Annotated in this window: 21 protein-coding genes and 1 riboswitch; of the genes, 13 read left to right on the forward strand and 8 right to left on the reverse strand. The window is 65.5% G+C overall.

From position 1 onward, the window contains the following. Window positions 1–2: 2 nt before the first annotated feature. A complete protein-coding gene (gene ruvX, locus ACT6UX_RS03710; RefSeq protein ID WP_444773795.1) occupies window positions 3–479 on the reverse strand; it encodes a Holliday junction resolvase RuvX in 477 nt (158 codons plus the stop codon). Window positions 480–481: 2 nt separating this feature from the next. Next, window positions 482–1,315, reverse strand: coding sequence for an alpha/beta hydrolase (locus ACT6UX_RS03715; RefSeq protein WP_444773796.1), 834 nt, complete (start codon window positions 1,313–1,315; stop codon window positions 482–484). A 1-nt stretch (window position 1,316) separates the two neighbouring features. Here ACT6UX_RS03715 and ACT6UX_RS03720 point away from each other — a divergent pair, with 1 nt between their 5' ends. The 5 genes from ACT6UX_RS03720 (at window position 1,317) to ACT6UX_RS03740 (ending at window position 8,636) form a co-directional block, all read left to right on the forward strand. Further along, entirely contained in the window at window positions 1,317–3,800 is a 2,484-nt protein-coding gene (locus ACT6UX_RS03720; RefSeq protein ID WP_444773797.1) for a cation:proton antiporter, read from the forward strand. A 90-nt stretch (window positions 3,801–3,890) separates the two neighbouring features. Then, on the forward strand, window positions 3,891–4,208 hold the full coding sequence (gene gatC / locus ACT6UX_RS03725) for an Asp-tRNA(Asn)/Glu-tRNA(Gln) amidotransferase subunit GatC (RefSeq protein WP_444773798.1): 318 nt from the start codon (window positions 3,891–3,893) through the stop codon (window positions 4,206–4,208). A gap of 3 nt (window positions 4,209–4,211) precedes the next feature. Next, entirely contained in the window at window positions 4,212–5,684 is a 1,473-nt protein-coding gene (gene gatA / locus ACT6UX_RS03730; RefSeq protein WP_444773799.1) for an Asp-tRNA(Asn)/Glu-tRNA(Gln) amidotransferase subunit GatA, read from the forward strand. Between the two features lie 208 nt (window positions 5,685–5,892). Further along, the gene (locus ACT6UX_RS03735; protein ID WP_444774128.1) at window positions 5,893–6,765 is read left to right on the forward strand and encodes a tripartite tricarboxylate transporter substrate binding protein; all 873 of its coding nucleotides are present in this window, start codon (window positions 5,893–5,895) and stop codon (window positions 6,763–6,765) included. A 152-nt stretch (window positions 6,766–6,917) separates the two neighbouring features. Beyond that, window positions 6,918–8,636, forward strand: coding sequence for an N-acyl-D-amino-acid deacylase family protein (locus tag ACT6UX_RS03740; RefSeq protein ID WP_444773800.1), 1,719 nt, complete (start codon window positions 6,918–6,920; stop codon window positions 8,634–8,636). Between the two features lie 32 nt (window positions 8,637–8,668). Here ACT6UX_RS03740 and ACT6UX_RS03745 read toward each other — a convergent pair whose 3' ends face one another. After that, entirely contained in the window at window positions 8,669–9,652 is a 984-nt protein-coding gene (locus tag ACT6UX_RS03745; RefSeq protein WP_444773801.1) for a Bug family tripartite tricarboxylate transporter substrate binding protein, read from the reverse strand. A 200-nt stretch (window positions 9,653–9,852) separates the two neighbouring features. Here ACT6UX_RS03745 and gatB point away from each other — a divergent pair, with 200 nt between their 5' ends. Then, entirely contained in the window at window positions 9,853–11,301 is a 1,449-nt protein-coding gene (gene gatB, locus ACT6UX_RS03750) for an Asp-tRNA(Asn)/Glu-tRNA(Gln) amidotransferase subunit GatB (RefSeq protein ID WP_444773802.1), read from the forward strand. Here gatB and ACT6UX_RS03755 read toward each other — a convergent pair. Continuing rightward, window positions 11,279–13,195, reverse strand: a complete 1,917-nt coding sequence (locus tag ACT6UX_RS03755) for a glycoside hydrolase family 15 protein (RefSeq protein ID WP_444773803.1) — start codon at window positions 13,193–13,195, stop codon at window positions 11,279–11,281. The genes gatB and ACT6UX_RS03755 overlap by 23 nt on opposite strands. Next, the gene (locus tag ACT6UX_RS03760) at window positions 13,192–14,274 is read right to left on the reverse strand and encodes a glucose 1-dehydrogenase (RefSeq protein ID WP_444773804.1); all 1,083 of its coding nucleotides are present in this window, start codon (window positions 14,272–14,274) and stop codon (window positions 13,192–13,194) included. The genes ACT6UX_RS03755 and ACT6UX_RS03760 overlap by 4 nt, the downstream gene beginning before the upstream one ends. Window positions 14,275–14,357: 83 nt before the next feature. On the opposite strand from ACT6UX_RS03760, the gene ACT6UX_RS03765 reads away from it, so the two are divergent. Then, window positions 14,358–15,125, forward strand: coding sequence for an N-acyl homoserine lactonase family protein (locus tag ACT6UX_RS03765; RefSeq protein ID WP_444773805.1), 768 nt, complete (start codon window positions 14,358–14,360; stop codon window positions 15,123–15,125). Between the two features lie 11 nt (window positions 15,126–15,136). Here ACT6UX_RS03765 and ACT6UX_RS03770 read toward each other — a convergent pair whose 3' ends face one another. After that, window positions 15,137–15,889 carry a hypothetical protein gene (locus ACT6UX_RS03770; RefSeq protein WP_444773806.1) on the reverse strand — a complete coding sequence of 251 codons (753 nt, stop codon included), beginning with the start codon at window positions 15,887–15,889 and terminating at the stop codon, window positions 15,137–15,139. A gap of 76 nt (window positions 15,890–15,965) precedes the next feature. Between ACT6UX_RS03770 and ACT6UX_RS03775 the strand changes: the two genes are divergently transcribed. Continuing rightward, window positions 15,966–16,592, forward strand: a complete 627-nt coding sequence (locus ACT6UX_RS03775; protein WP_444773807.1) for a glutathione S-transferase family protein — start codon at window positions 15,966–15,968, stop codon at window positions 16,590–16,592. 240 nt (window positions 16,593–16,832) lie between these two features. On the opposite strand, the gene ACT6UX_RS03780 is transcribed toward ACT6UX_RS03775, so the two are convergent. Beyond that, window positions 16,833–17,873 (reverse strand): CobW family GTP-binding protein, encoded by a 1,041-nt coding sequence (locus tag ACT6UX_RS03780; protein WP_444773808.1) that lies wholly within the window; start codon window positions 17,871–17,873, stop codon window positions 16,833–16,835. A gap of 113 nt (window positions 17,874–17,986) precedes the next feature. Here ACT6UX_RS03780 and ACT6UX_RS03785 point away from each other — a divergent pair, with 113 nt between their 5' ends. Then, entirely contained in the window at window positions 17,987–19,066 is a 1,080-nt protein-coding gene (locus ACT6UX_RS03785) for a cyclase family protein (protein WP_444773809.1), read from the forward strand. A 22-nt stretch (window positions 19,067–19,088) separates the two neighbouring features. Here the strand turns inward: ACT6UX_RS03785 and ACT6UX_RS03790 are convergent, their stop codons facing one another. Then, entirely contained in the window at window positions 19,089–20,879 is a 1,791-nt protein-coding gene (locus ACT6UX_RS03790; protein ID WP_444773810.1) for a fatty acyl-AMP ligase, read from the reverse strand. 79 nt (window positions 20,880–20,958) lie between these two features. After that, window positions 20,959–21,158: riboswitch (cobalamin riboswitch) on the reverse strand. Window positions 21,159–21,219: 61 nt separating this feature from the next. Between ACT6UX_RS03790 and ACT6UX_RS03795 the strand changes: the two genes are divergently transcribed. From ACT6UX_RS03795 to ACT6UX_RS03810, 4 genes are all read left to right on the forward strand, one after another. Then, window positions 21,220–22,509 (forward strand): serine hydrolase domain-containing protein, encoded by a 1,290-nt coding sequence (locus tag ACT6UX_RS03795; protein WP_444773811.1) that lies wholly within the window; start codon window positions 21,220–21,222, stop codon window positions 22,507–22,509. A gap of 69 nt (window positions 22,510–22,578) precedes the next feature. Next, on the forward strand, window positions 22,579–23,250 hold the full coding sequence (locus ACT6UX_RS03800; protein ID WP_444773812.1) for a DUF2076 domain-containing protein: 672 nt from the start codon (window positions 22,579–22,581) through the stop codon (window positions 23,248–23,250). Window positions 23,251–23,295: 45 nt separating this feature from the next. Continuing rightward, on the forward strand, window positions 23,296–23,922 hold the full coding sequence (locus ACT6UX_RS03805; protein WP_444773813.1) for a glutathione S-transferase family protein: 627 nt from the start codon (window positions 23,296–23,298) through the stop codon (window positions 23,920–23,922). Between the two features lie 121 nt (window positions 23,923–24,043). Beyond that, the gene (locus ACT6UX_RS03810; protein WP_444773814.1) at window positions 24,044–24,346 is read left to right on the forward strand and encodes a DUF3574 domain-containing protein; all 303 of its coding nucleotides are present in this window, start codon (window positions 24,044–24,046) and stop codon (window positions 24,344–24,346) included. Window positions 24,347–24,390 lie beyond the last annotated feature (44 nt).

Raw genomic sequence — 24,390 nt, forward strand, 5'->3', positions numbered from 1 at the left:
TGTCAGCGCAATCGCGCGATCAGACTTTCGAGGATCCAGGCCGCTGCTGCCGCATCAACACGTTCGGCGCGCTTGGAGCGTGTCATGTCGTAGTCGTCGATCATGCCGCGTGTCACCGCGGCGGTGCTGAGCCTCTCGTCCTGGAAGACGATCGGCAGGGCGGCAAGTGATGGTGCGCCGTGATTCTGGATGTTCGTCACGAATTGACGCACTGACTGGCAGCGCGGACCTTCGGTGCCGTCCATGTTGAGCGGGAGACCGACCACAAGCGCCGCGGCCTCGTGTTTGCGCGCGAGTTCGCCGAGGGTGGCGAGATCCGCCGCCAGCTTCGTGCGCTTCAGGGTGGTGAGAGGGGTCGCGAGCATTCGCATCACGTCTGACGTCGCGATACCGATCGTCTTGGTGCCGAGATCGAGCGCCATCAACCGGCCGTCGCGGACGAGCAGTGCTTTGAGTTCGGGCAAGTCAACGAGCGGCATTCTCAAAGCACCTTGCCTGTAAGCCAGGCCTCGGCATGCTCGGCAGCACGCTCCCAGCCCGGTTGACCGAGGACCCAGTGTCCCTGGCCGTCAAACTCGACATAGTCGGAAACATGGTCGAACCGCTTTGCGGTTCGCCGCACCACGTCAGGCGGCACCAGCCTGTCCCGTTCAGCGGCGACGAAGAGCAGGGGGACGGTCACGCACCGCGGATCGACGGTCGCCGCCTTCACCCGGTCGAACCAGGGCAGGGCGATCTCCAGCAAAGCCCGTCCCGATTCGTGGACGAATGCCGAATGCTCTTTCACACCCATCGCGCGATCCGCCGTATTAAAAGTGTAGGAAAGTGCTTCGCCGAGGGTTGCCCTGTGCGGTTTCCGCCACCAGCCCCAGCGCGCCTGGATCCGGGCGAAGGCCAGCAGATTGGACGGCCTGATCGCAAGGACGCTCGCGGGCGGGGCAGGGGTGAGCAGGACGCCAGCCCGGGCGAGACCCTTGGCGCACAGGAGGAGCGCCAGCAATCCGCCCATCGAGTGGCCGATGACCACGGGCTTTTCCGGCAAAGCGACGATCGTCCGCTCCAGATCGGCGACATAATCGAGGAGGCTCGTTTCGCCAAGTGCTTCCGGCGGCGCGTCCGGCGGTACATCATGGTGACGGAGCGAGTGTGCAATCGTATGCCAGCCACGTCCCTCCAGGAACGGCCGCCAATGATGCCACACCGCGGATGTTCCCCACATACCGTGAATCAGGACTGCCAAGCGGGCCATTGACAAGGTTATAAGGCGTGAAGCGGAGCGGGTCGACACGGCCCCGATGGAAAGGTGTTCGGACAAGGTGACAGATACTCTCTACGCCATTCTCGCGATCTCGATCGTCCTCACCGTCGTCAGTCTGCTGGTGCCGCTCGCCGAACGCTTTCGACTGCCACACACGGTGCTGCTGGCCATTGCCGGCATGGGCATGGGCTTTCTCGGTTCGTGGATCATAAGCCGCGGCATAAACCTTGGGGTCCTGACCGACGCCTTCGTAGGCCTCGACAAGCTCGAGGTCGGCACCGAGGTCTTCCTTCCTCTCTTCCTGCCGCCGCTATTGTTCACGGCCGGCCTCACGATCGACGTCCGGCGCCTGATGGACGAGATCCACGCCGTGCTCCTGCTGGCGGTGGTCGCGGTGCTCGTCTGCATCGCCTGCGTGGCGGGGGTGGTTCATTTTGCGACCGGCATCGATATCGTGGTCTGCCTCCTGCTCGGCGCTGTCGTCTCGACGACAGATCCGGCGGCGGTCATCGGCATCTTCCGCGACGTCGGCGCTCCCAAGAGACTGTCGATTCTCGCGGAAGGCGAGTCGCTGTTGAACGACGCCGTGGCCATCGCGGCCTTCGGCCTGTTCATGGGCATCCTGGTCGCGCGGGCCTCGGGCGATTCCGCCATGCCGGCCGATGCCACATCGGCCGTCGGCGTTTTCCTGCGCGAGTTCGTCGGCGGCCTCATGCTGGGTTTCGCCATGGCCCGAGTGGCCATGATGATCCTGCCGCGACTGGGTGATTCCGATGCCGCAATCGCCTCGGTCACGTTGAGCCTGACCTATCTCAGCTTCATCGTGGCGGATCGCTACATCCACGTTTCCGGCGTCGTTTCGGTGGTGATGGCTGCGCTCACCGTGGCGGCCTACGGTCCGACACATCTTCACCCCCGGCAATGGACGGCGTTGCGCCAGGTCTGGGCCCAACTCGAGTTCTGGGCCAACTGTCTCATCTTCGTGTTGGCCTCGATGATCGCGGCCGACGTGCTGCTCAAGATCAACTGGCTCTACATCTGGGGGGTTATGGCCGTCGCCGTGGGCGCCTTCTCGGCCCGCGCGCTCGTCGTGTTCGGCATGTTTCCGATCCTCGAGACCCTCAAGCTCGTGCAGCCGGTCAACCGCCGCTACAAGACGATCCTGGTCTGGGGAGGCTTGCGCGGCGCGGTGACGATCGTCCTGGCCATGGTCGCGGCCGGCCACCAGCAGCTCCCCGAGGAGACCCGGGACTTCATTGCCATCTCGGCCGTCCTGTTCGTGCTGTTTACCCTGTTCGTGAACGCAACGACCCTCGGCCTCGTGATGCACACGTTCGGGCTGGACAAGCTCAGCCGCCTCGAACTGGCGCTTCGCGATCGGGTCCTCGCACTCTCGCGCATCAACGTCGACAGGCATCTCAAGGACATCATCCGTCAACACAACGAGCGGACGGACGGCTTTGCCGTCGATCCCGCCTCGGCAGGCGACCCGGCCGTGGAACCGGTGCCACCCGACCTGGCGCTCGACCTGGAGGAGAGGGTCAAGATTGGCCTGGTGACGCTCTGCACGCGGGAAAAGGAACTCTATCTCGAGCTGTTCCAGCAGCAGATCCTGTCGCGCCGCATGGTGGCGATCCTGGCGGCGAATGCCGACCGCCTGATCGACACGGTGCGTGACAAGGGCGTGCAGGGCTACGAGGAGTGGCTGGAGGAGATATCCAAGCCGAATTACGGCTTCCGCATTGCCCTCTGGCTCCACCGTCGGTTCGGGCTGGAGCGCGTGCTGACGGATCGTCTGGCCGACCGGTTCGAGATCCTGATGGTGTCGCTCAGCGTATTGGGCGAACTCGCCGTGTTCAATGCGAATTCCATCGCCGACCTGCTGGAACGCGACGCCGAGAAGCGCCTCGCGGCCCTGATCGCCGCCCGCCAGTCGGGTGTGGAGGGCGCGCTCAAGGCGCTCTCGCTGCAGTATCCGGGCTATTCGGAATCGGTGCAGCAGCGTCAGCTCGAACGCGCTGCGATCCGCTTCGAGGCAGAGGAGTATGTTCGCCGGCTGCACGAGGGCATCATCAGCCGTGAGGTCTACAACGACCTCCGGGACAAGCTCGCCGAGCGGCGCAGTGCGGTGAGCCAGCGTCCGGCGCTGGACCTCGGCCTCGAATTGCAGGCCATGATCGGCCGCGTGTCGCTGTTCGCGGCGCTCGACCGGGAGACCATCGTTCAGGTCGGCCGGCGGCTGCGTGCGCTCGTCGCCTTTCCAGGGGAGAAGATCATCCGGGTCGGCGGGCCGTCCGATGCCATGTACTTCGTCGCCGCGGGCGAGGTTACCGTCCATGTGCGGGGACTGCAGATCACGCTGAAGGAAGGCGACTTCTTCGGCGAGATGGGGCTCCTGAGTTCCCAGCCGCGTAATGCCGACGTGGTCGCCAACGGTTATTGCCACCTGCTGGTCCTCTATAAGAAGGACTTCGACCAGCTGCTGTCGCGCAAGCCCGAGGTGCGGGCGGCGATCGAGGAAGTGGCGGCCCGCCGCGCCTGATGCGGCCCCGACGGTTCGGTTGCCCGCGAAGGGCAAACCGGCTACCAACCGCGAATATTGCTTTGTTTCTGGGCGTTTTGGAGTGCTGTGATGTCGCTCGACAAGGAGACCGTGGCGCGGATCGCGCGACTGGCCCGTCTGAAGGTTCCTGAGGAGGAGCTGGCGCCGCTGGCCGGCGAGCTTTCGGGCATTTTTGCCTGGATCGAGCAGTTGAACGAAGTCGATACCAACAATGTCGAGCCGATGTCGTCCGTCTCCGACGTCACGCTACCCATGCGCGCGGACAAGGTCACCGACGGCGGCATCGCGGCCAAGGTGCTGGCCAATGCGCCGGGTGGCGCGGTCTTCATCGATCCGTCGGACAAGAATGCCGGTGGCTTCTTCACCGTTCCGAAGGTGCTGGAGTAGACGATGGCCGCTCTTACCGATCTCACGATCGCCCAGCTCACCTCGACGCTGGCCCAGAAGGAAGCGAGCGCCGTTGAGGTGGCCGATGCGCACCTCGCGAAGCTCGACGAGCATCGCGCGCTCAACGCCTTCATCACCGAGACGCCGGACAAGGCCCGCGAGATGGCCAAGGCCTCCGACGCCCGCCGGGCCAAGGGCGAGGCGGGCCTGCTCGAGGGCGTGCCGCTCGCGATCAAGGACCTGTTCTGCACCGAGGGCGTGCAAACGACTGCAGCGTCCAACATCCTCAAGGGTTTCGTGCCTCAGTATGAGAGCACGGTGACGGCGAACCTTTGGAAGTCGGGCGCGGTGATGGTCGGCAAGACCAACCTCGACGAATTCGCGATGGGCTCCTCGAACATGACCAGCCATTTCGGCGGCGTCGAGAATCCGTGGAAGCGCAAGGGCGACAACCGCAAGCTGGTGCCGGGCGGCTCGTCCGGCGGCTCGGCGGCGGCCGTCGCTGCCTACATGGTGCCGGGCAGCACGGGGACGGACACCGGCGGCTCGATCCGTCAGCCGGCGGCCTTCTGCGGCATTGTCGGCCTGAAGCCGACCTATGGCCGTTGCTCGCGCTGGGGCGTCGTGGCCTTCGCAAGCTCGCTCGACCAGCCGGGCCCGTTCGCGCGGACGGTCGAGGACACGGCGCTGCTGCTGCAGGCCATGTCGGGCCACGACCCGAAGGATTCGACCTCGGCGCCGCTGCCGGTGCCGGACTTCGCCGCCGCGGCGCGCAATCCCGACATCAGGGGCATGAAGGTCGGAATTCCGAAGGAGTACCGGGTCGACGGAACGTCCGACGAGATCGTGGCGCTGTGGGCCAAGGGTATGGAGATGCTCAAGGCCGCCGGGGCGGAGCCGGTCGAAGTCTCGCTGCCGCACACCAAATACGCCCTGCCGGCCTATTACATCGTAGCGCCGGCGGAGTGCTCGTCGAACTTGGCACGTTATGACGGCGTCCGCTTCGGCCTGCGCGTACCGGGCAAGGACCTGACCGAGTTGTATGAGAACACGCGCGGCGCCGGCTTCGGCAAGGAAACCCGCCGCCGCATCCTGATCGGCACCTACGTTCTGTCGGCCGGATATTACGACGCCTATTACAAGAAGGCGCAGCAGATCCGGGCGCTGATCGCGCGCGACTTCAAGCAGGCCTTCGAGACGTGCGACGTGCTGCTGACGCCGACCGCGCCGACGGCGGCCTTTGCGGCCGGTGAGCAGATGGATGATCCGGTGAGCATGTACCTCAACGACATGTTCACCATCCCCGCGTCGATGGCCGGCCTGCCGGGTATCTCGGTGCCGGCGGGACTCGACAAGGACGGGCTGCCGCTCGGGCTGCAGCTTATCGGCCGTTCCTTCGACGAAGAGACGTTGCTGCGTGCTGCGGCAGCGCTCGAGAAAGCGGCCGCCTTCGGCGCGAGGCCTGCCGGATATTGAGCGCGCGGCGGCGACAGGGCCGCCGTCACATGCCAGTCTTCCCTCAAGAAGCCGTCACGCCTCGAATAGGCGGACGGAAGAACGAGGGGGATTGCAAATGAACACGAAGACGGGTCCGGCGCGCCGCGCCCTTCTGGCAGGGGCCGTCGCGGCACCCTTTCTGATGGCCTCGGCCCGCGCCCAGGCTTGACCCGCCCGGTCGATCACCCTGGTCGTTCCTTTTGCGCCCGGCGGCGGGACCGACACCTTTGCCCGTCCTTTCGCGGCCAAGTTGTCCCAGGAACTCGGACAGCAGGTCGTGATCGACAACCGGGCCGGCGCGGGCGGGACCGTGGGCGCAGCTATGGTCGCCAAGGCGAAGCCCGACGGTTACACGTTCCTGCTGGGCTCCGTGCACCACGCCGTCGCGGTCACGGCCTACAAGCAGTTGTCGTACGACCTGCTGAAGGACCTGGCGCCGGTCACCAGCGTCGCCTCCGTCCCCGACGTTCTGGTCGTCTATCCCGGGATACCCGCCAACACGCTCCAGGCGTTCATTGCCTACTGCAAGGCCAACCCGGGCAAGGTGAACTACGGCTCGGCCGGACTGGGCACGACCCGCCATCTCGCGGGCGAGATCTTCAATGCGAAGACCGGCGCCGGCATGACGCACGTTCCCTACAAGGGATCGGGGCCGGCAACGGCGGCCCTGATCAGCGGCGAGGTCACGGCGGTCTTCGAGGGGCTCGGCAGCGCGGCGCCCTACATCCGCAGCGGCAAGGCACGGGCACTGGCAGTGTTCGCGGCCGAGCGCTCGCCGGCCTTTCCCGAGATCCCGACGGCCGCGGAGGCCGGCCTGCCAGGTTTCGAATCGCTTTCGTGGTACGGGCTGTGGGCGCCGGCGGGCACCGATGCCGCCGTCATCGCCCGCATGCAGGCCGCGGTCTCGACCGCGTTCGCCTCGGCCGACCTGAAGAAGATCTGGGGCGAGCAGGGAGCCGCCCCGGGCGGCGCGCCGACTGCGCGCTTCGCCGCATTCGTCCGGGAAGAGATCGGCAAGTGGGGCAAGGTGGTCCGCGACGGGAACATCACCATCGAATGAGGCGCCAGCCGATGGAACGACGTGGCGTCTCGATCGGATCGCAGGGCGAGAAGCCGGCCCTGCTTCGGGCCGTATGGCGGCATTTCAGCCCGACGTTCCTCTCGTCGCGCCGCCAGTTGCGTTAGACTTCGGGAAACACCGGAGGAACGAACATGGCGGACTTCGATCTCGTAGTGCGTGGCGGCAACGTGGCGGACGGCACGGGAGCCGCGATCAGGGAAGCAGATGTCGCGGTCCAGGACGGCAAGATCGCCGCCGTCGGCAAGGTGAGCGGACAGGGCAGGGAGGAGATCGACGCCAAGGGCATGCTGGTCACGCCCGGTTTCGTCGACATCCATACCCACTATGACGGCCAGGCCACCTGGGATTCCTACCTGCAGCCTTCGAGCTGGCACGGCGTCACCACGGCTGTGATGGGCAATTGCGGCGTGGGTTTCGCGCCGGTGAAGATCGAGGACCGCCAGCGCCTGATCGAGCTGATGGAAGGCGTCGAGGACATTCCCGGCGCGGCGCTCGACGAGGGCCTCAACTGGTCGTGGGAATCGTTCGGCCAGTATCTCGATGCTCTCGATGCCAGGCCGCGTGACATGGATCTCGGCGCGCAGCTGCCGCACGGTGCGCTGCGCGTCTTCGTGATGGGCGAGCGCGCTGCCCAGCTCGAGGAGGCGACTTCGGAGGAGGTGGCGCAGATGCGCGCGCTGACGGCGCAGGCCATGCGCGACGGCGCCATCGGCTTCTCGACCTCGCGCACGCTGAACCATCGCACGGTCAAGGGCGATCCGACGCCGTCGCTGCGTGCTTCGGAAGAGGAGCTGCTCGGCATCGCGCTCGGCATGAAAGATGCCGGCCGCGGCGTCATCGAGTTCATCTCCGACTTCAATACGCCCAATCCCGAGAGCGAGTTCGAGATGCTCGACCGGCTGCTCACCGCGTCGGGGCGTCCGTTCTCGGTGTCGCTGGCCCAGCGGCACTCGCGTCCCGATGGCTGGCGTCGCCTGCTCGGGTTGGTCGAGGGACTGGTCGCCAAGGGCCACAGCGCCAAGGCGCAGGTTGCGCCGCGGCCGATCGGCGTGCTGCAGGGGCTGCAGGCGAGCCGCATCCCGTTCTCGATGTGCGCGGCCTATAAGGAGATCCAGCACAAGTCGGTTGAGGAGCGGCTCGCGATCATGCGCGATCCATCCTTCCGCGCCCGCATCCTGAAGGAGAGCAACGAGCCGCTGCGCTCGGAGATGGCGGCGCGCCTCACCGACTTCGACCGCATGTTCCCGCTGGGCGATCCGCCCAACTACGAGCCACCGCAGGAGAGCTCGTTCGGCGCCCGCGCCGCACGCGAGGGCCGCGATCCGCGCGAGCTGATCTACGACTATCTGATCGAGGGCGAGGGCCGGAACTTCATCTTCGCGCCGTTCGCGAACTACGCCGCCTACAATCTCGACTGCTGCAGCGAGATGATGCAGAGCCCGCACACGCTGATCGGCCTCGGCGATGGCGGCGCGCATGTCGGCCTGATCTCCGACGGCTCCTATCCGACTTACCTGCTGCAGCACTGGGGCCGCGACCGCAAGCAGGGCAGGCTCGACGTGTCGTGGCTGGTGAAGCGCCACACGCAGGATAATGCGAAGGCCGTCGGCCTTGGCGACCGTGGCGTCGTCGCGGTCGGCAAGAAGGCCGACCTCAATGTCATCGACTTCGACAGGCTGCGCGTCGAAGCGCCGATCATGAAGTGGGACCTGCCGGCCGGCGGCAAACGCCTGCTGCAGCGCGCGACGGGTTACCGGGCGACGATCGTGAACGGTCAAGTCACGTATCGTGACGGCGAGGCGACGGGTGCCTTGCCGGGGCGTCTCGTGCGCGGCGCGCAGGCCGGCTGAGCGGCCCGCGCGCAATCGGCATCGAGGGGCGATCAGTCGCCCTTGATGTCGTTGTCCTTGATGACCTTGAACCAGCGCTCCTGTTCGCTCTTCTGGTAGGCGGCGAACTCCTCGGGCGAGGTCGTCAGGATTTCCATGTTGAACTGGTCGATGAACTTCTGCGTAACGTCGGGCGCGAGCACCGCCTTCTTGATCTCGGCATGCATGCGGTCGACGATCGGGCGCGGGGTGCCGGTCGGCGCATAGACGCCCCACCAGGAGTAGGAAGGGAAGGCCTTCACGCCCTGTTCGATCAGGGTCGGCGTATCGGGCAGCGCCGGGGTGCGCTTCTCACCGGTGACGGCGAGCGCACGCACCTTGTTGGCGCGGATATGCGGACTGAAGGAGGTCAGGCTGCCGATCGCGACGTCGGTCACGCCGGCCAGTATGTCCTGGTTGAGCGGTCCGCCGCCCTTGTAGGGGATCAGGTTCAGGTCGACGCCGTTCTCTTTCTTGATGAGCGTCATCAGCACCAGCGCCTGGCTGGCGCCGAGCACGCCGACATTGACCTTGCCCGGCCGCGCCTTGGCGTCGGCGATCACCTCGGCAAAGGTCTTGTAGGGTCGGTCGGGATGGGCGCAGATGGCCTGCGGTGTGCGGCCGATCAGCATGACGTTGAAGAGTTCCGAATCCTTGTAGGGCAGGCTGGGCGCGAAAGCGGGATTGAGGATGTGGCTGTCGAAAGTCAGCATCCAGGTCTGGCCGTCGGGCGGTGCCTTGGCGGCGATCGCCGAGCCGACCGCTCCGGTGCCACCCGGCTTGTTGTCGATGAGGATGTTCCACCCCGTATTCTCGATCATCTTGGCTTGGATGATGCGTGCGACCGGATCGGTCGAGCCGCCCGGCGGGAAGGGGACGATGATCCTGAGGGCCCCCTTGGGCCAGTCGGCCGCGCCCTGGGCACGGACAAGGCTGGGTGCGCCCAGCGCGGCGGCGGCAGTGCCGACCAGCAGCGTACGGCGATTGAACGTGGTCATGGAATTCTCCCTGTAGATACGTCTTGTTTTGGGCGATCCCCGGCGGCGACCGCTCCTTGTCCAAGCTTTTACTTCAGCTGCTTCAAAGACGGAAAGGACGATGTTGTGCCGGAAATGCGGCGGGCCAATGGGCGCGCCGGCGGCCTGGCTGGACTTCCGATTTTTTTGCCAAGCGACGCGTCATTGGCTATTTAGCCCCCATGTCGCTCATCAAAGGTGAAACCGGCGAGTGGGAGATCGTTCTGGGGCTGGAAGTCCATGCCCAGGTGATTTCCGACGCCAAACTCTTCTCCGGCGCGCCGACCACGTTCGGAGCCGATCCCAACACGCAGGTGTCGCTGGTTGACGCCGCCATGCCCGGCATGCTGCCCGTGATCAACGAGCGCTGTGTGGAGCAGGCGATCCGGACCGGTCTCGGCCTCAATGCCAAGATCAACCTGCGCTCCATCTTCGACCGCAAGAATTACTTCTACCAGGACCTGCCGCAGGGCTACCAGATCTCGCAGTACAAGGATCCGATCGTGGGCGAGGGCGTGGTCGAGATCGATCTCGACGGCGGCGTCACCAAGAAGATCGGTATCGAGCGGCTGCATCTTGAGCAGGACGCGGGCAAGAGCATGCACGATCAGCATCCCAGCCAGACCTATGTCGACCTGAACCGGTCGGGCGTGGCGCTGATGGAGATCGTCAGCCGGCCCGACATGCGGTCGGCCGACGAGGCGGCGGCATATCTCACCAAGCTGCGCTCGATCGTTCGCTATCTGGGCACCTGCGACGGCAACATGGATGAGGGCTCCATGCGCTGCGACGTCAACGTGTCGGTGCGTCGGCCGGGCGGCGAGTTGGGCACGCGCTGCGAGATCAAGAACGTGAACTCGATCCGCTTCGTGAAGCAGGCGATCGAGTACGAGGCGCGCCGCCAGGTCGAGGTGATCGAAGGTGGCGGTACGATCAAGCAGGAAACCCGGAACTTCGATCCGGGGCGCGGCGAGACGCGTTCGTCGCGTTCGAAGGAAGACGCGCAGGACTATCGCTACTTCCCCGATCCAGACCTCCTGCCGCTGATCTTCACGCAGGACTATGTCGACCAGATCCGCGCGACTCTGCCGGAGCTGCCCGACGCGCGGAAGAACCGCTACATCAAGGATTACGGTCTCTCCCCCTATGACGCGGGCGTTTTGACGGCCGAGAAGGCCACGGCCGAGTTCTTCGAAGCCGTCGCCAGGGGCCGCGATGCCAAGCAGGCCGCCAATCTGGTGACCGGCGATTTCTTCGCCATGCTGAACCGTCGAGGCGCCACCTTCGAGACCTCGCCGATCAGCGCCGCCAACCTCGGCAAGCTGCTCGACCTGCAGGCGGACGGCACCATCTCCGGCCGCATCGCCAAGGATCTGTTCGTCGCCATGGAGGAGACGGGCAAGGACCCGGCCGTCCTGGTCGAAGAACGCGGGCTGAAGCAGGTGACGGACACCGGCGCGATCGAGGCCGCCATCAAGGCGGTGATCGACGCCAACCCCGGCCAGCTCGCGGCCTACAAGGCCAAGCCGACCCTGTTCGGCTGGTTCGTCGGCCAGGTCATGAAGTCGACCGGCGGCAAGGCCAATCCGAAGGTCGTGAACGAGCTGCTCAAGAAGGCGCTCGACGCCTGACGTCGGCATCGGTCCCCGGTGCGCCCGGTTCGGCCATTTCCGGGCCGCTCCCGGGGCGCCGCGGCGTCTGCGGTTTGGCCGGCGTCTGGACGTCCGAGCCTCGGGCCTTCGCCCGCTGTTCGGCGGGACGGGTGGCTCTCGTCAGGTTGAAGGCCGTGTTGATCAATCCGACATGGCTGAAGGCTTGCGGAAAGTTGCCGACGAGTCGGCGATTCTTGCTGTCGTACTCCTCCGCCAGGAGGCCCAGGTCGTTGCGGGTGGCGAGGAGCCGGTCGAACAGGAAGCGGGCATCCTCGTCGCGGCCAATGGAAATATAAGCGTCGGCAAGCCAGAAACTGCAGGCTAGGAACGCACCTTCGCCAGCGTCCAGCCCGTCGTCGGTGGAGGCGGTATCGTAACGCATGACGAAGCCATCGACGAGGAGTTCGCGTTCGATGGCCTCGACGGTACCGACATAGCGCGCATCGCTCGCCTCGACGAAGCCCACCTGGGCCAGGAGCAGCAGGCTCGCATCGAGGGTCGTCTCGCCATAGGCGGCACGGAACGTGTTGCGCGCCGGGTCGAACCCTCGCTCCCATATTTCGGCGCGGATCGCGTCGCGCGTGTTGCGCCACCGTTCGTGCGGGCCCGTCAATCCATGGCGTTCGACCGCCCGGATCGCGCGGTCGAATACCACCCAGGCCATGACCTTTGAGTAGGTGAAATGGAGGGGAGGCCCTCGCGTCTCCCAGATGCCGTAATCGGGATTCCGCCACGACCGTTCGACGTGGTTCACCAGCTGGAGCTGCAGCGCCCAGCCACTTTCGGTCGGGGCGAGTGCCCCCTCGCGCGCCTGTTCGAACGTGTCCATCAGCTCGCCATAGACGTCGAGCTGGAACTGACCGTGCGCGGCGTTCCCGATGCGCACCGGCTTCGACTCGAGATAGCCCGGGAGCCAGTCGACTTCCCATTCAGTCAACCGACGCTCACCCATCAGCCCATACATGATCTGCATGTCGGCCGGATTGCCGGCGACGGCGCGCTGGAGCCAGTCGCGCCACGCCGTTGCCTCGTCGTAGACACCGGCATTCATCAGGGCGAGCAAAGTCAGGGTCGAATCGCGAATCCAGCAGAAACGGTAATCCCAGTTTCGCCCACCGCCGACCTGCTCTGGCAGCGAGGTCGTGGGGGCCGCCACGATGCCGCCGCTGGGCGCATAGGTCAGCGCCTTCAAGGTGATGAGGGAGCGCTCGATGGCTTCGGAGTGCAACCCGTCAGTCCTCGTGGCATCGGTCCATTCGCGCCAGAAATCCTCGCAGTCGGTCAACGCCCCATGGCAGTCGATTGGCGGTGGCACAGGCAGGTGAGAGGGTGCGTAGCTCAGCGTAAACGGCACGGTCTGTCCCGCCTTGACCATGAACATGGCGGAAGTCTTGAAGTTCTCGCCCCATGTCACGACGGGCGTGCGCAGGATCACCATGTCGGGGCCGGCCACCGCCCTGAGGGCTCCATCCTCGAGGCGACTCACCCACGGAACCGTGGCGCCGTATCCGAAGCGGAGGGTGAGTTCCATGCACATCGGCACTTCGCCCTCGTCTCCACGCACAAGGCGAACGAGGTCGGAGGTGTTCCCGCGCGGCAACATGAAGTCGATCAGCGTGACCGCTCCGTCGTCCGTCCGGAAGGTGGTCTCGAGAATGAGCGTGTTGGTTCGATAGCGGCGCGTCACCTCGACGTTTCCGCACGAGGCCGCGATCAGCCACCGCCCGTTGGAGGGTTTGCCGAGAAGTGCGGCGAAGCAAGCATCCGAATCGAAGCGGGGCCAGCAGAGCCAGTCGATCGAACCATCGAGGCCGACCAGGGCGGCGGTCTGGCAATCGCCGATCAGCCCGTAGCTCTCGATCGGTGCGCTCATGAGCCGGCTGGCTCGAACTCTACCATGACCTTGATGTCACCGTTGCGGCGCTCGAAGGCCTCGCGCCAATCCGTCAGCGGAATCCGGCGCGTCAGCAGTCCCGCCAGCCAGGCGGGATCCGCGGCCGCCAGAGCACTCGCGCCAATCTCATAGTGGCGCCGATTGGCGTTGACCGAGCCGAAAACGACGTCGTTCTGCAACACCATGCTTCGGTTGAAGTTACCGGAGTCGAAGGGCAAGGTCCGCCCCCCGCTCGAGACGCCGGTCAGGCAGACGATGCCGTTGCGGCCGCCGGCGCCGCACATCACGTCGATCACGAGTTGCGGTGCTCCGGTACATTCGATCACGATGTCGACGGCGAGATCCTTGGGCAGCTCCCGCGTATGATAAGTGCCTCCGAGGGCCCGCGTTAAGTCTACCTTTGGCCCGTCCTCGGCGCGATCGAGCACGTGCAGGTCGAGCCCACGTTGCGCGGCCATGAGGGCCGCCAGCAATCCCACGGGTCCGGCTCCGGTGATCAGCGCGCTCTTCGGCTGCCAGCTGCGGGTCCGTTCGCCGATGCGATAGATGTGATCCCACGCTTTGGCGAGAACGCTGGCCGGTTCGAGGAGTACACCGAGCGTACCGAGGCGCGGAGCGACCTTCACGGCGTAGTCTGGCTCGAGCAGAAACCGCTCGGCGCCGTAGCCGTCCAGCGACTTGATTCCACGCTCGACATAGCGGCCGTTGAGACACATGTCCCACTCGCCGGCGCCACACGCCCGACAGGGGAGGGGATCGGGGCGTCTGACGATGCCGACGACATGGTCTCCGACCGCGAAGCCCGACCCCGCCGGCGCCTGCAGGACCCGGCCCAGCGATTCATGTCCCAGGACGAGGCGTTCGTTGCTCTCAGGCGCCCAGCCGTAGCTACCGGAGATGATTTCGCGGTCGGTGCCGCAGATCCCCAGCGCGATCGCCTGAACCAGCAGTTGATCGGCACGAACGTCTGGTTCCGGCCGTTCCTCCAATTGTACTGAGCCCGCTACACCGGGTTCGACGGTTATGACTTTCAAGACGGCTCGTCCCTGGCTGGACACTGGCGGATCAGAAGGGAACGATGGCGCGGTCGTCCGGTTCCCCGTCGAAGATCCGCCAACGTCTCAGTCAGATCGGAGAAAAGATGAGCGCGAAGATCTACGCCATGACCTGCGGCCGCCTCGTGGGCCGCCTGAAGGACATGATCGAAGGCGAAGACGGGCAGGTCGCGCTGCCCATTCCATCCTACCTGATCGAGCATCCGAAGGGTCGGGCAGTGTTCGACACCGGTATGCATCCGCAATGCCGGACGGACGCGGCCGGCCGCATGGGCGCCAGCGTGGCGCGGATATTCGGCTTCGAGCAATACGGGCCCGAGGACGACGTGAAGTCACGCCTCGAATCGATCGACCGCGATCCCGGCCGGGTCGACTTCATCGTCAACAGCCACCTGCATTTCGACCATGCCGGCGGCAACGAGCTGGTGCCCAATGCCACGGTCGTGGTGCAGAAGCGCGAATGGCAGGCCGCGCAGGATCCCGAACTGGCGGCCAAAGTCGGCTTCTTCCGCGCCGACTTCGACCATGGGCATCCGGTGAGGCAGGTCGACGGCGAGCACGACCTGTTCGGCGATGGCTCCGTGGTCTGTATCCCGACCTACGGACACACGCCCGGGCATCAATCGCTCAAGGTGCGAACCGAGGCGGGCGAGATCGTGATCACGGGCGACGCCTGCTACTTCTGCCGGACCTTGCGCGAACGGCGCCTGCCGCGCTTCGTCTACGACCGCGAGCAGATGCTGGCCTCGCTCGACCGGCTCGAAGCTCTGGAGAGAGGCGGCGCACGCCTGTTCTTCGGGCACGATCCCGAATTCTGGAAGGACGTGCCGCAGGCGCCCGTCCCGGTGTTCTGAGCGCCCGCGCGTCAGTTCTGCGGGATGAACTCGATCATGAGGCCCCCGGTCTGTTCCGGTGCCACGAGAACCCGATCTCCCTCGGCGAGGGCGAAGGGCACGTTGTTGGCGCTGAGCAGACCCTGCAGCGGGCGCGCGCGTTCGATGGCGATGGCCGCACCGACGACGACGGGGAGTTCGGTCGGCGGCATCATTTCGAGCGCCTTGTATTCAAGCTGGAACGCGAGCGGCGACCAGATCAGCAGTTCGACGGAACCTGCCTTCACCATGGTGCAACCGTCGAAAATCTCCTCGACGGTGGCGCCCCAAGCGGCCTTCAGCGCCTTGGCGGTGTCGGTGGGCTTTTCGGCGATGGCGTGGATGGCCATCATGCCCAGCGCGCCGTTGGGATGAACGATCCATTCCGGCTCCATGAAGGCATCCGGCGTCTCATGCTTCACGGGGAACCAGGGAAGGGGGCCGCCGCTCTCGCCGACCACGACACCGGCATCGACCTCGAAACCGTCCTCGGTTTCCCAGGCATGCGTGCGCTCTTCGCCCTCGAGTTCGGCGACGTTCAGCGCCAGTGAAATCAGTGCTGGGTGCCCCTGGAGAAGCTCGACGTAATTCGGCACGTCGTCGCTGTCGGGCTGGAAGCAGATGCAGCGCGGCTCGACCCCGTCCGGTGTCAGATTGAACCCGATCTGGCCCAGCCGGGCTGCGGTATCCGCAGGGTCCGAGACGGTCAAGGAAAGGTGATCGATATCGCGCGCTGAAATTTTCATGCTCGCTCATATAGGGTTACCCCCACCTCGCTCAAGTGCGATGCTGGGAGGCCTGTATCTCTGGAGGGATCGATCCATGTCGAAGATGACGCTTTACGGTATCTGGCTGAGCGGCCCGACCTACAAGGCAGGGCTCGCGCTCTCGCTGATGGGGCAGCCGTTCGCCTACAAGCATGTCGACCTGCGGGCCGGCGCGCACAAGCAGCCGGACTATCTCGCCATCAACCGTTTCGGCCAGGTGCCGGCGCTGGTCGACGGCGATCTGAAGCTCTGCCAGTCGGGCTCGATCCTGCTCTATCTCGCCGACAAGTTCGGCAAGATGGGCGGCAAGACGGCCGAGGAGAAGGCACGGGTGCGCGAGTGGCTGTTCTGGGAGTTCGACCGGCTGGCCTCCAACATCTATCGCCCGCGCGCGATCAAGCGTGGCTTCATGAAGGCCGACGACAACGTCCACCAGATGTACGTCAACCAGGCGGGTGACGCACTGAAGGTGCTCGACGCCGCGCTCGCCAAGTCGGAGTTCCTGGTCGGCAGCGAGCCCACGATCGCCGATGTCGCGGTCTATGGCGACGTGGCCTATGCGGAGGAAGGCGCTATCGATCTCGCACCCTATGCCAACGTGAAGGCGTGGATGGGTCGGGTCGAGAAGCTGCCCGGTTTCAAGAAGTACGAGGACGTGCTGCCGAAGCAGGACGCGGCCTGAGCGACCCTTGGATCAGGCGGACAGCGTCTTCTGCACGGCGCCGGCCGCCTGGTCCATCATCGCGCCGACGATTGGCGCGAGCTCGTCTGGCAGCAGGTCGATCGTCCAGACCAGCCGGTTGCCTTCTGGTCCCGCGGGAAAGACTTCCAGCGCGGCGTTGTAGTGGCTGGCACGGCCGTCGACGACGGCATAGACCAGCCGCCGGCCCTGCGTCTGGCGATTTTCGGACGTGATCGGCCCTCACGCCATCGCCGTCATCTCTTCCCAGCTTTCTTCGACGCTCTTGCGCTCAAGGTCGCGCGTGATGAATACCAGCCGGGACCGGCGGTCTTCGTCGGGCCAGCGGGCGAGCAGAGTGGGCGGATGGAAAGTGCGGTGAACGCCGTGGATCACCAGCGGCCGCTCCTCGCCCACCACGGCGAGAACGCCCTTCACACGGAGCAGCCGGTCGCCCCACGCCGCGCGCACGGCCATCAGCCAGCGATTGAAAAGATCCCAGTCCAGCGGCTCGTCGAAGGTGAGGCAGAACGAGGCGATGTGCGCATCGTGCCGTGACCGGTCGTGGTGATGGGTATGATTCGCATGATCGTGAGCCTCGGCGTTCAGCCATGCCTGCACCTTGACGCTCTTGCCCGAAGGATCGAACGGGCCTGAGTCGAACAGAAGAGCTGGATCGACGTCGCCCTGCACGATCTCGAAGAGAGAAGCGCCGGGATTGAGCCCGGTCAGGCGTGAGCGCAGGCCGGCGCTGGCAGCGATCTCGGCGAGGTCGGTCTTGCTGATCAGCAGGCGGTCGGCGACGGCCGCCTGCTTCACGGCCTCCGGATGTTCGTCGAGTTGTCGCGCGCCGTTCACCGCGTCGACGGTCGTCACGACGCCATCGAGCCGGTAGTCGTGGCTGATCATCGGATGATTGAGCAGGAGCTGCAGGATCGGCGCAGGGTCGGCAAGGCCCGTCGTTTCCAGGAGCACCCGGTCGAAGGGCGGGATCTCGTCCTTTGCGCGGCGGCGGGCGATATCGCGCAGGGTTTTGTCCAGATCGCCCTGGATGGTGCAGCATACGCAGCCCGATTGCAGCAGCACCATGTCGCCGCCGACCTGCTCGATGAAGAGATGGTCGAGCCCGACCTCGCCGAATTCGTTCACCAGCACCAGGCTGCGGGCCATGCGCGGGTCGCCGAGCACGCGGTTGAGAAGGGTGGTCTTGCCGCTGCCGAGGAAGCCGGTGATCAGCGTCACCGGCAGACGCTCCGCCGACTTGTCGGGATCGAACAGGCTCATCGGTGACGCCTTCACATCTGCATATGTAACAAAGTAACGATGCCGCTTCCGCTTGACGATGCAACCTGAGGGTATGACGCTTTCCAGATCAACAAGGAAAAGGAGGAGCGTCCATGGACTCGAGATATCTTCAGGACAAGGAACACCTCAAGCAGCCGCAGGCGATCGACGAGGACCGCCGTTCGTTCCTGACGGCCGGCCTGCTCGGCGGTGCGGTCGCCGCGGGTACGCTGGCGGCCGGGGTCGCGCATGCGCAGCAGGTCGCCCAGGCACCGGCGCTATCGGATAAGGTCTGGTGGCCGCATCCGAAGTGGGGCAAGGACGACCAGGCTGGCGCCTCCAACTACATGACGCCGGCGAAGGTCCTCGACGCGGTGAAGTGGATCAAGGACGGCAAGGTCTACCGCATCGGCCGCATCTACGAATCGGCCATGCCGAAGTTCGGCGAGCGCGCCTTTACCTTGCGCATTCCCGGCAGCCCGACCGGTGGACCCTTCGGTATCAACAAGCTCGTCTACAACGACGAGTATCTATCGACGGAGATCGGCCAGACCGGAACGCAGTTCGACGGGCTGGCGCACATCGGCATCCAGATGGGCAAGGACGGCGACAAGAACGAGATGCGTTACTACAACGGCATCACCGACCAGGAAATGAACAGCGCCACGGGCATGAAGAAGCTCGGCATCGAGAACGTGAAGCCGTTCTTCACGCGCGGACACCTGTTCGACGTCGAGGCGGTCAAAGGCGGCATGATTGAAGCCGGCCAGGAAATCACCATCGCCGACCTGAAGGCTGCGCTGCAGAAGCAGAACATGCAGGAAGCCGACATCAAGGAAGGCGATGCCGTGTTCTTCAATACCGGCTGGGGCAAGCTCTGGATGAGGAACAACGACAAGTTCAACGGCGGTGAACCCGGCATCGGGCTCGAGGCCGCCAAGTGGTTCATCGACAAGGGTATCGCGCTCACCGGTGCCGACACCTGGGGCACCGAGGTCGTGCCCAATCCGAACAAGGATCTGGCGTTCCCGGTCCATGCCGAACTGATCACCAAGAACGGCATCTTCAACCACGAGAACCTGGATTTCGCCGGGCTGATCGCGGACGGCAAGTACCAGTTCGCCTACATCTTCTCGCCCGCCCCCATCAGGGGCGCGACGGGGTCGAATGGCGGACCCATCGCCGTGACCTGATCAGCGGCCGAAGGAGCGTGCGCTAAGCAGGGTAGTCGCCGGCGGCGAACTTCGACTTGGCATGCGTGCGGCTCAGCTTGCCGGAGGAGGTGCGGGGCAGGCCGGGTTGGCGCTTGATCAGGACGACACGGCCGTCGACTCCGGCGGCTTCCTTGACAGCCTGCTTTATGTCGCCCACCAGCGCCTCGCGTTCCGCGGGTTCGCTCGGATAGGCCTGAACGATGACCACGACGGTCTCGCTATCGCCGTCTTCGATCGAGAAGGCGCAGGCGTCGCCGCGGCCGACCTGCGGCAACGACTCGACCGCCCACTCGATGTCCTGCGGCCAGATGTTGCGGCCGTTCACGATGATCAGGTCCTTGGCGCGGCCGGTGATCACCAGCTCGCCCTTGTGCCAGTAGCCGAGATCGCCGGTGTCGAGCCAGCCGTCGCGAAGCACGCGCGCGGTTTCCTCGCTCTTCTGGAAGTAGCCCGGCATGACGCTGGGGCCGTGGACAAACAGGCGGCCGACATGGCGTTCGCCGAGAGGCCTGCCGTGCTCGTCGCGGATTTCGACGCTGTGTCCGGCCATCACCTTGCCGCAGACGACGAAATCACGCGATCGGCCCGACTGCGGATCGGTAAAGCTGTCGATTTTGACGCCGCCGAACGACGCGCCGAAGCTCAGGCCGACACAGACCTCGGCCATGCCGTAGCTCGGCATGAAGGCACGCTCGTCGAAGCCCGCCGCCTTGAAGGCCTCGGTGAAGCGCCGCAGGACGGGAAGTTGGATCATGTCGGCACCGACGCCGGCGAGACGCACGCTCGACAGGTCGAGTTCGCCTACCGGTGCAGTCAGCGCGCGCCGCGTCAGGAGGTCGTAGCCGAAGCTCGGACTGTAGGTGATCGTGGCGCGGCGCCGCGAGATCAGGGAAAGCCACTGCATCGGCCGCCGGGCGAAGTCACGGGGCGCCAGCAGGTCGACGCTGCGCTGCGCGCACATCGGCGCCAGGATGAACCCGATCAGGCCCATGTCGTGATAGAGCGGCAGCCAGCTCACGCCGGAATCGTTCTCGTCGAGTCCCTGGGCGGAGATCGAGCCGTCGATGTTCGCCATGAGCTGGTCCTGGCGGATGTCGACGCCGAGGGGCGCACGGGTGCTGCCGGAGGAGAACTGCACGTAGCAGGCCATGCCGGCGCCGAGCGGCTGCAGTTCGACCTTGGCCTCGGGAAGGGCGGTGAAGATTTCCATGCCACCGGCGAAGCGCGCGGTCGTGCCTTCGGCGGCGCTGCGGGCGAACTCTACCAGCTCGTCCGGGGCCAGCACGCCCACGGCCTGCGCCGCGGTGATCTGCTTCCTGAGCTGGAAGATGTAGTGCGCCTTGGCGCCGAGCCCGACCGGCACTGGCACGGGAACAGGGACGATGCCGGCATACTGGCAGCCGAAGAAGGCGACACAGAAGCCCGGCCAGGTGTCGGCAATGAGGATGAGCCGGTCGCCCGGCTCGATTCCGGCGCCGATCAGGCGGCGGGCGAACGACAGTGCCTCGGCACGGAGATGCCGGTAGGGCAGGCGGCTCAGGAGCTTGCCGCGGGCATCGAAGAAGTTGAAGCCGGTCTCGCCACGGGCGGCATAGTCGAGCGCCTCGGTCAGGCTGGCGAAGCCACCGCGGCGGAAGGGCAGCGAGACGTTATGGGTCGGGGTCGGGACCGTGACCCAGCGATCCGGGCTCGAGTGCAGGGTGGATGCATAGCGTTGCATGCGCCCGGCGGGCCCATCGGCCGGGGTGGCATTTGAAAGAAGCGCAGGCAGGATTCCACGGATCGACGTCATCGGACGATCTCCCAAACGGTTCGCACTAAGCGCGTCACCGCTCGGTTGACCGTCCCGTTGGATCATCCCGTCCATCGGAAGAGCGACGCTATCGCCGGCAGGTCTTCTGGCTCGCGGGTCGCAGCTCCTGCCCGTCTTCCCAGACCGAAGTCCAGTGACATATGGGCTCTCGCTCGCCGCTTACAGCTGCGGGTACAGCTGCCGATTGGCTCCAAAGGGAGCGGCACGGCATTCCCTGTTAGCCTCCGGTTAAGGAGGACCGTCGATAGGCTCTGGTTAAGCTTGCGCTCGCCCTCGGTCAATTGCTTTGATGCTTCAAATATCGGGAGGAGACTGCAAAATGTCGATGATTCGGATGGCCGCCGCGGCGGCGCTTGGCATGGCCCTGGCCTGGCCGGCTGCGGCCCAGGGTATTCCCAAGGTGCAATCCCCGGAAGAGGTGGGGTTTCTCTCGACGCGCCTGAAGCGTCTCAGCGACCGGCTGAACGAGGGAGTGAAAAATAACGAACTGCCCGGCGCCGTCGTGCTGATCGCCCGCAACGGCAAGATCGTGATGTTCGAATCCTATGGCTTCCGCGACAAGGAGGCCAAAGTCGCGATGACCAACGACACGATCTTCCGCATCGCTTCCATGACCAAGCCGATCGTCACTCTGGCGGCGATGATGCTGATGGAGGAGGGCAAGCTCACGCTCGCCGATCGCGTGTCGACCTACATTCCGGCCTTCGCCGACACCAAGGTCGCGGTCCCGAAGAAGAAGGACGACGGCACCACGGAGATGGTGCTGGAGCCGCAGTTCCGGCCGATGACGGTGCATGACCTTATGCGGCACACGTCGGGCCTGACCTATGGCGCGGTGGGTGCCAATCCGGTGAAGCAGTCCTATCTCGACATGAAGGTCGCCGACCGCAGCCAGACCAACGCCGAGATGGCCGACAAGCTGGGCAAGCTCGCGCTGCTCTATCAGCCGGGCACGACCTGGGAATACTCTATGTCGACCGACGTTCTGGGCAGGGTCGTCGAGGTCGCTTCCGGTATGCCGCTCGACAAGTTCATCGAGGAGCGCATCACCAAGCCGCTCAAGATGGGCGATACCGGCTTCGAGGCGAGTGCTGACAAGAAGGCACGCGGAGCCCGGCCGATGAAGGAGGGGCCGAAGAACGAACTGCCGGCGATTCCCGACGTCACCGAGAAGTTCACCTGGCGCTCGGGCGGCGGCGGCATGGTCTCGACGGCGGCCGACTATGCCCGCTTTCTGCAGATGTTCGCGAATGGCGGCCAGCTCGACGGCGTGCGCCTGGTCTCACGCAAGACGATCGACCTGATGACTGCCGACGCGCTGCCGCCGGACATCAAGATGGGCGCCGATATGTTCCGCTTCGAGGCGCTCGAGCCGAGCGCGCGGATGGGGCAGGGGTTCGGCCTCGGCTTCGCGGTGCGCAACGTGCAGGGTGTCAATCCGCTGCCGGGCTCGCCTAACGACTATTACTGGGGCGGCGCCTACGGCACCTACTTCTGGCACGATCCACGGGAGCGCCTGTATGTCGTTTTCATGATGCAATCGCCCCAGGCTCGTCTGCGCTACCGCTTCCTGATGCGGGACCTCGTCTACCAGGCGATGGTGAATTAGCCGCCTTGACGCTCCGCCACCGGACAACCACGTTGGCGGAGCCCAACGTGAGAGGGCGGGAGGCAAGTCATGCAGCAGCAGGAACGCGATCTGATCTCGGGTCTGTTCGATCGGTTGAAGCCGTTCGAATCGCAACCGCGCGATGGTGAGGTCGAACAGTTCATTTGGGGCCTGGCGGCGAAGCAGCCCGCTTCCGCCTATCTGCTTGTGCAGACCGTGCTGGTGCAGGAGCAGGCGCTCAAGGCCGCGCAGGACCGCATCGCCGAACTGGAGGCGAAGGTCGCTGCCGCGCCGCAGCCGGAGGCCGGTTTCCTGACCAGCGCACCGAAGATCGGCCCATGGGGCGCGCCGCGCTCATCGGTGCCTCAAACACAGGCGGCTCCGGCTCCGGCGCCGGGGGGCTCGATGGTTCCGTCCTCGCGCTCGCCCTTGCAGGCCGCCGTCTCACCGCAGCAACAGCCCGCAGCGGGCGGGAGCTTCCTGCGCACGGCCATGATGACTGCGGCGGGCGTGGCCGGCGGCGCGCTGCTGTTCGAAGGCATCCGCGGTCTGATGGGTAGCAACCCGTTCGGGCAGCAACAGGCCGCCATGGGCGGCACCACGCCGCCGGAACTGCTCCCGCCCGATGCGGCGCCAGAGCAGCAGGCCTTCGCCGACGATCAGGCGGGGGCGGGGGACTACGATACCGCAGTGGTGGACGATGGCGGCTTCGGCGGCGGCGACGACGATAGCTGGGCCTGAAGACCGGCGGACTGATGTGAATTCAACAAACGGGGGACCGAGGAGATGATCGAGCTTCACACGTGGGGCACGCCGAACGGCCGCAAGGTCTCAATCATGCTCGAAGAGTGCGAACTGCCCTATAGCGTGCACAAGATCGACATCTCCAAGGGCGAGCAGCACAAGCCCGAGTTCCTGCGCATCAGTCCGAACAACCGCATCCCCGCCATCGTCGATCCCGACGGTCCGGGCGGCAAGCCGTACAGCCTGTTCGAGTCTGGCGCGATCCTGATCTACCTCGCCGACAAGACGAAGAAGTTCCTGCCCGCCGACGGGGCCAGGCGCTACGATTCGATCCAGTGGCTGATGTGGCAGATGGGCGGCTTCGGCCCGATGCTCGGCCAGGCTCACCACTTCCTGCGCGCGGCGCCGTCGAAGATCGAATACGGCATCAAGCGCTATGTCGACGAGGCCAAGCGGCTCTATGGCGTCCTCGACAAGCAGCTCGCCGGCAACGCCTTCGTGGCTGGTGAAGAGTACACGATCGCCGACATGTCGATCTTCCCGTGGGCGGCGCGTCACGAGTGGCATACCGTGAACCTCGACGAGTTCCCCAACGTGAAGCGCTGGTACGACATCGTGAACGCCCGGCCTGCCGTCACCAAGGGCATGGCCGTTCCGTACCTCAACTAGGATGTTGAGCGGATCCTGGCGTGGCGCGCTCGGGGCGGCCTTGCTCTGCCCGGCGCTCTTCGCCTGTGCACAGCCCGGAGCGGCTCCGGTTTGCGCCGCTCCGCTGAAAGCGGCTGTCGAAGTGAACCTCTATTTCGGCCGCGACAAGCCGGTGGGTGGGGAGGTGAGCGACGCGGAATGGGCATCGTTTCTCGCCGACACCGTGACGCCGCAGTTTCCGTCCGGCCTCACGGTAATCGACGCGCGCGGACAGCATCGCGATCCGGCAGGCGTCATCGGATCGGAGCGTACGAAGCTCGTGGTCGTCGTCGTCTTCGATGCGCCGGCGCACCGGGCGAGGGTCGCCTCGATCGTCGAGACCTACACGAAGCGGTTCGGTCAGCACGAGGTGTTCCGGGTCGAGCAGCCGGTCTGCGCCGGCTGACGCATTCGCCGGAGCGCGCTACATTTCCGATGGATTCCCTTTGA

This window comes from Reyranella sp. (assembly GCF_052439685.1).
Taxonomy (GTDB): Bacteria; Pseudomonadota; Alphaproteobacteria; order Reyranellales; family Reyranellaceae; genus Reyranella.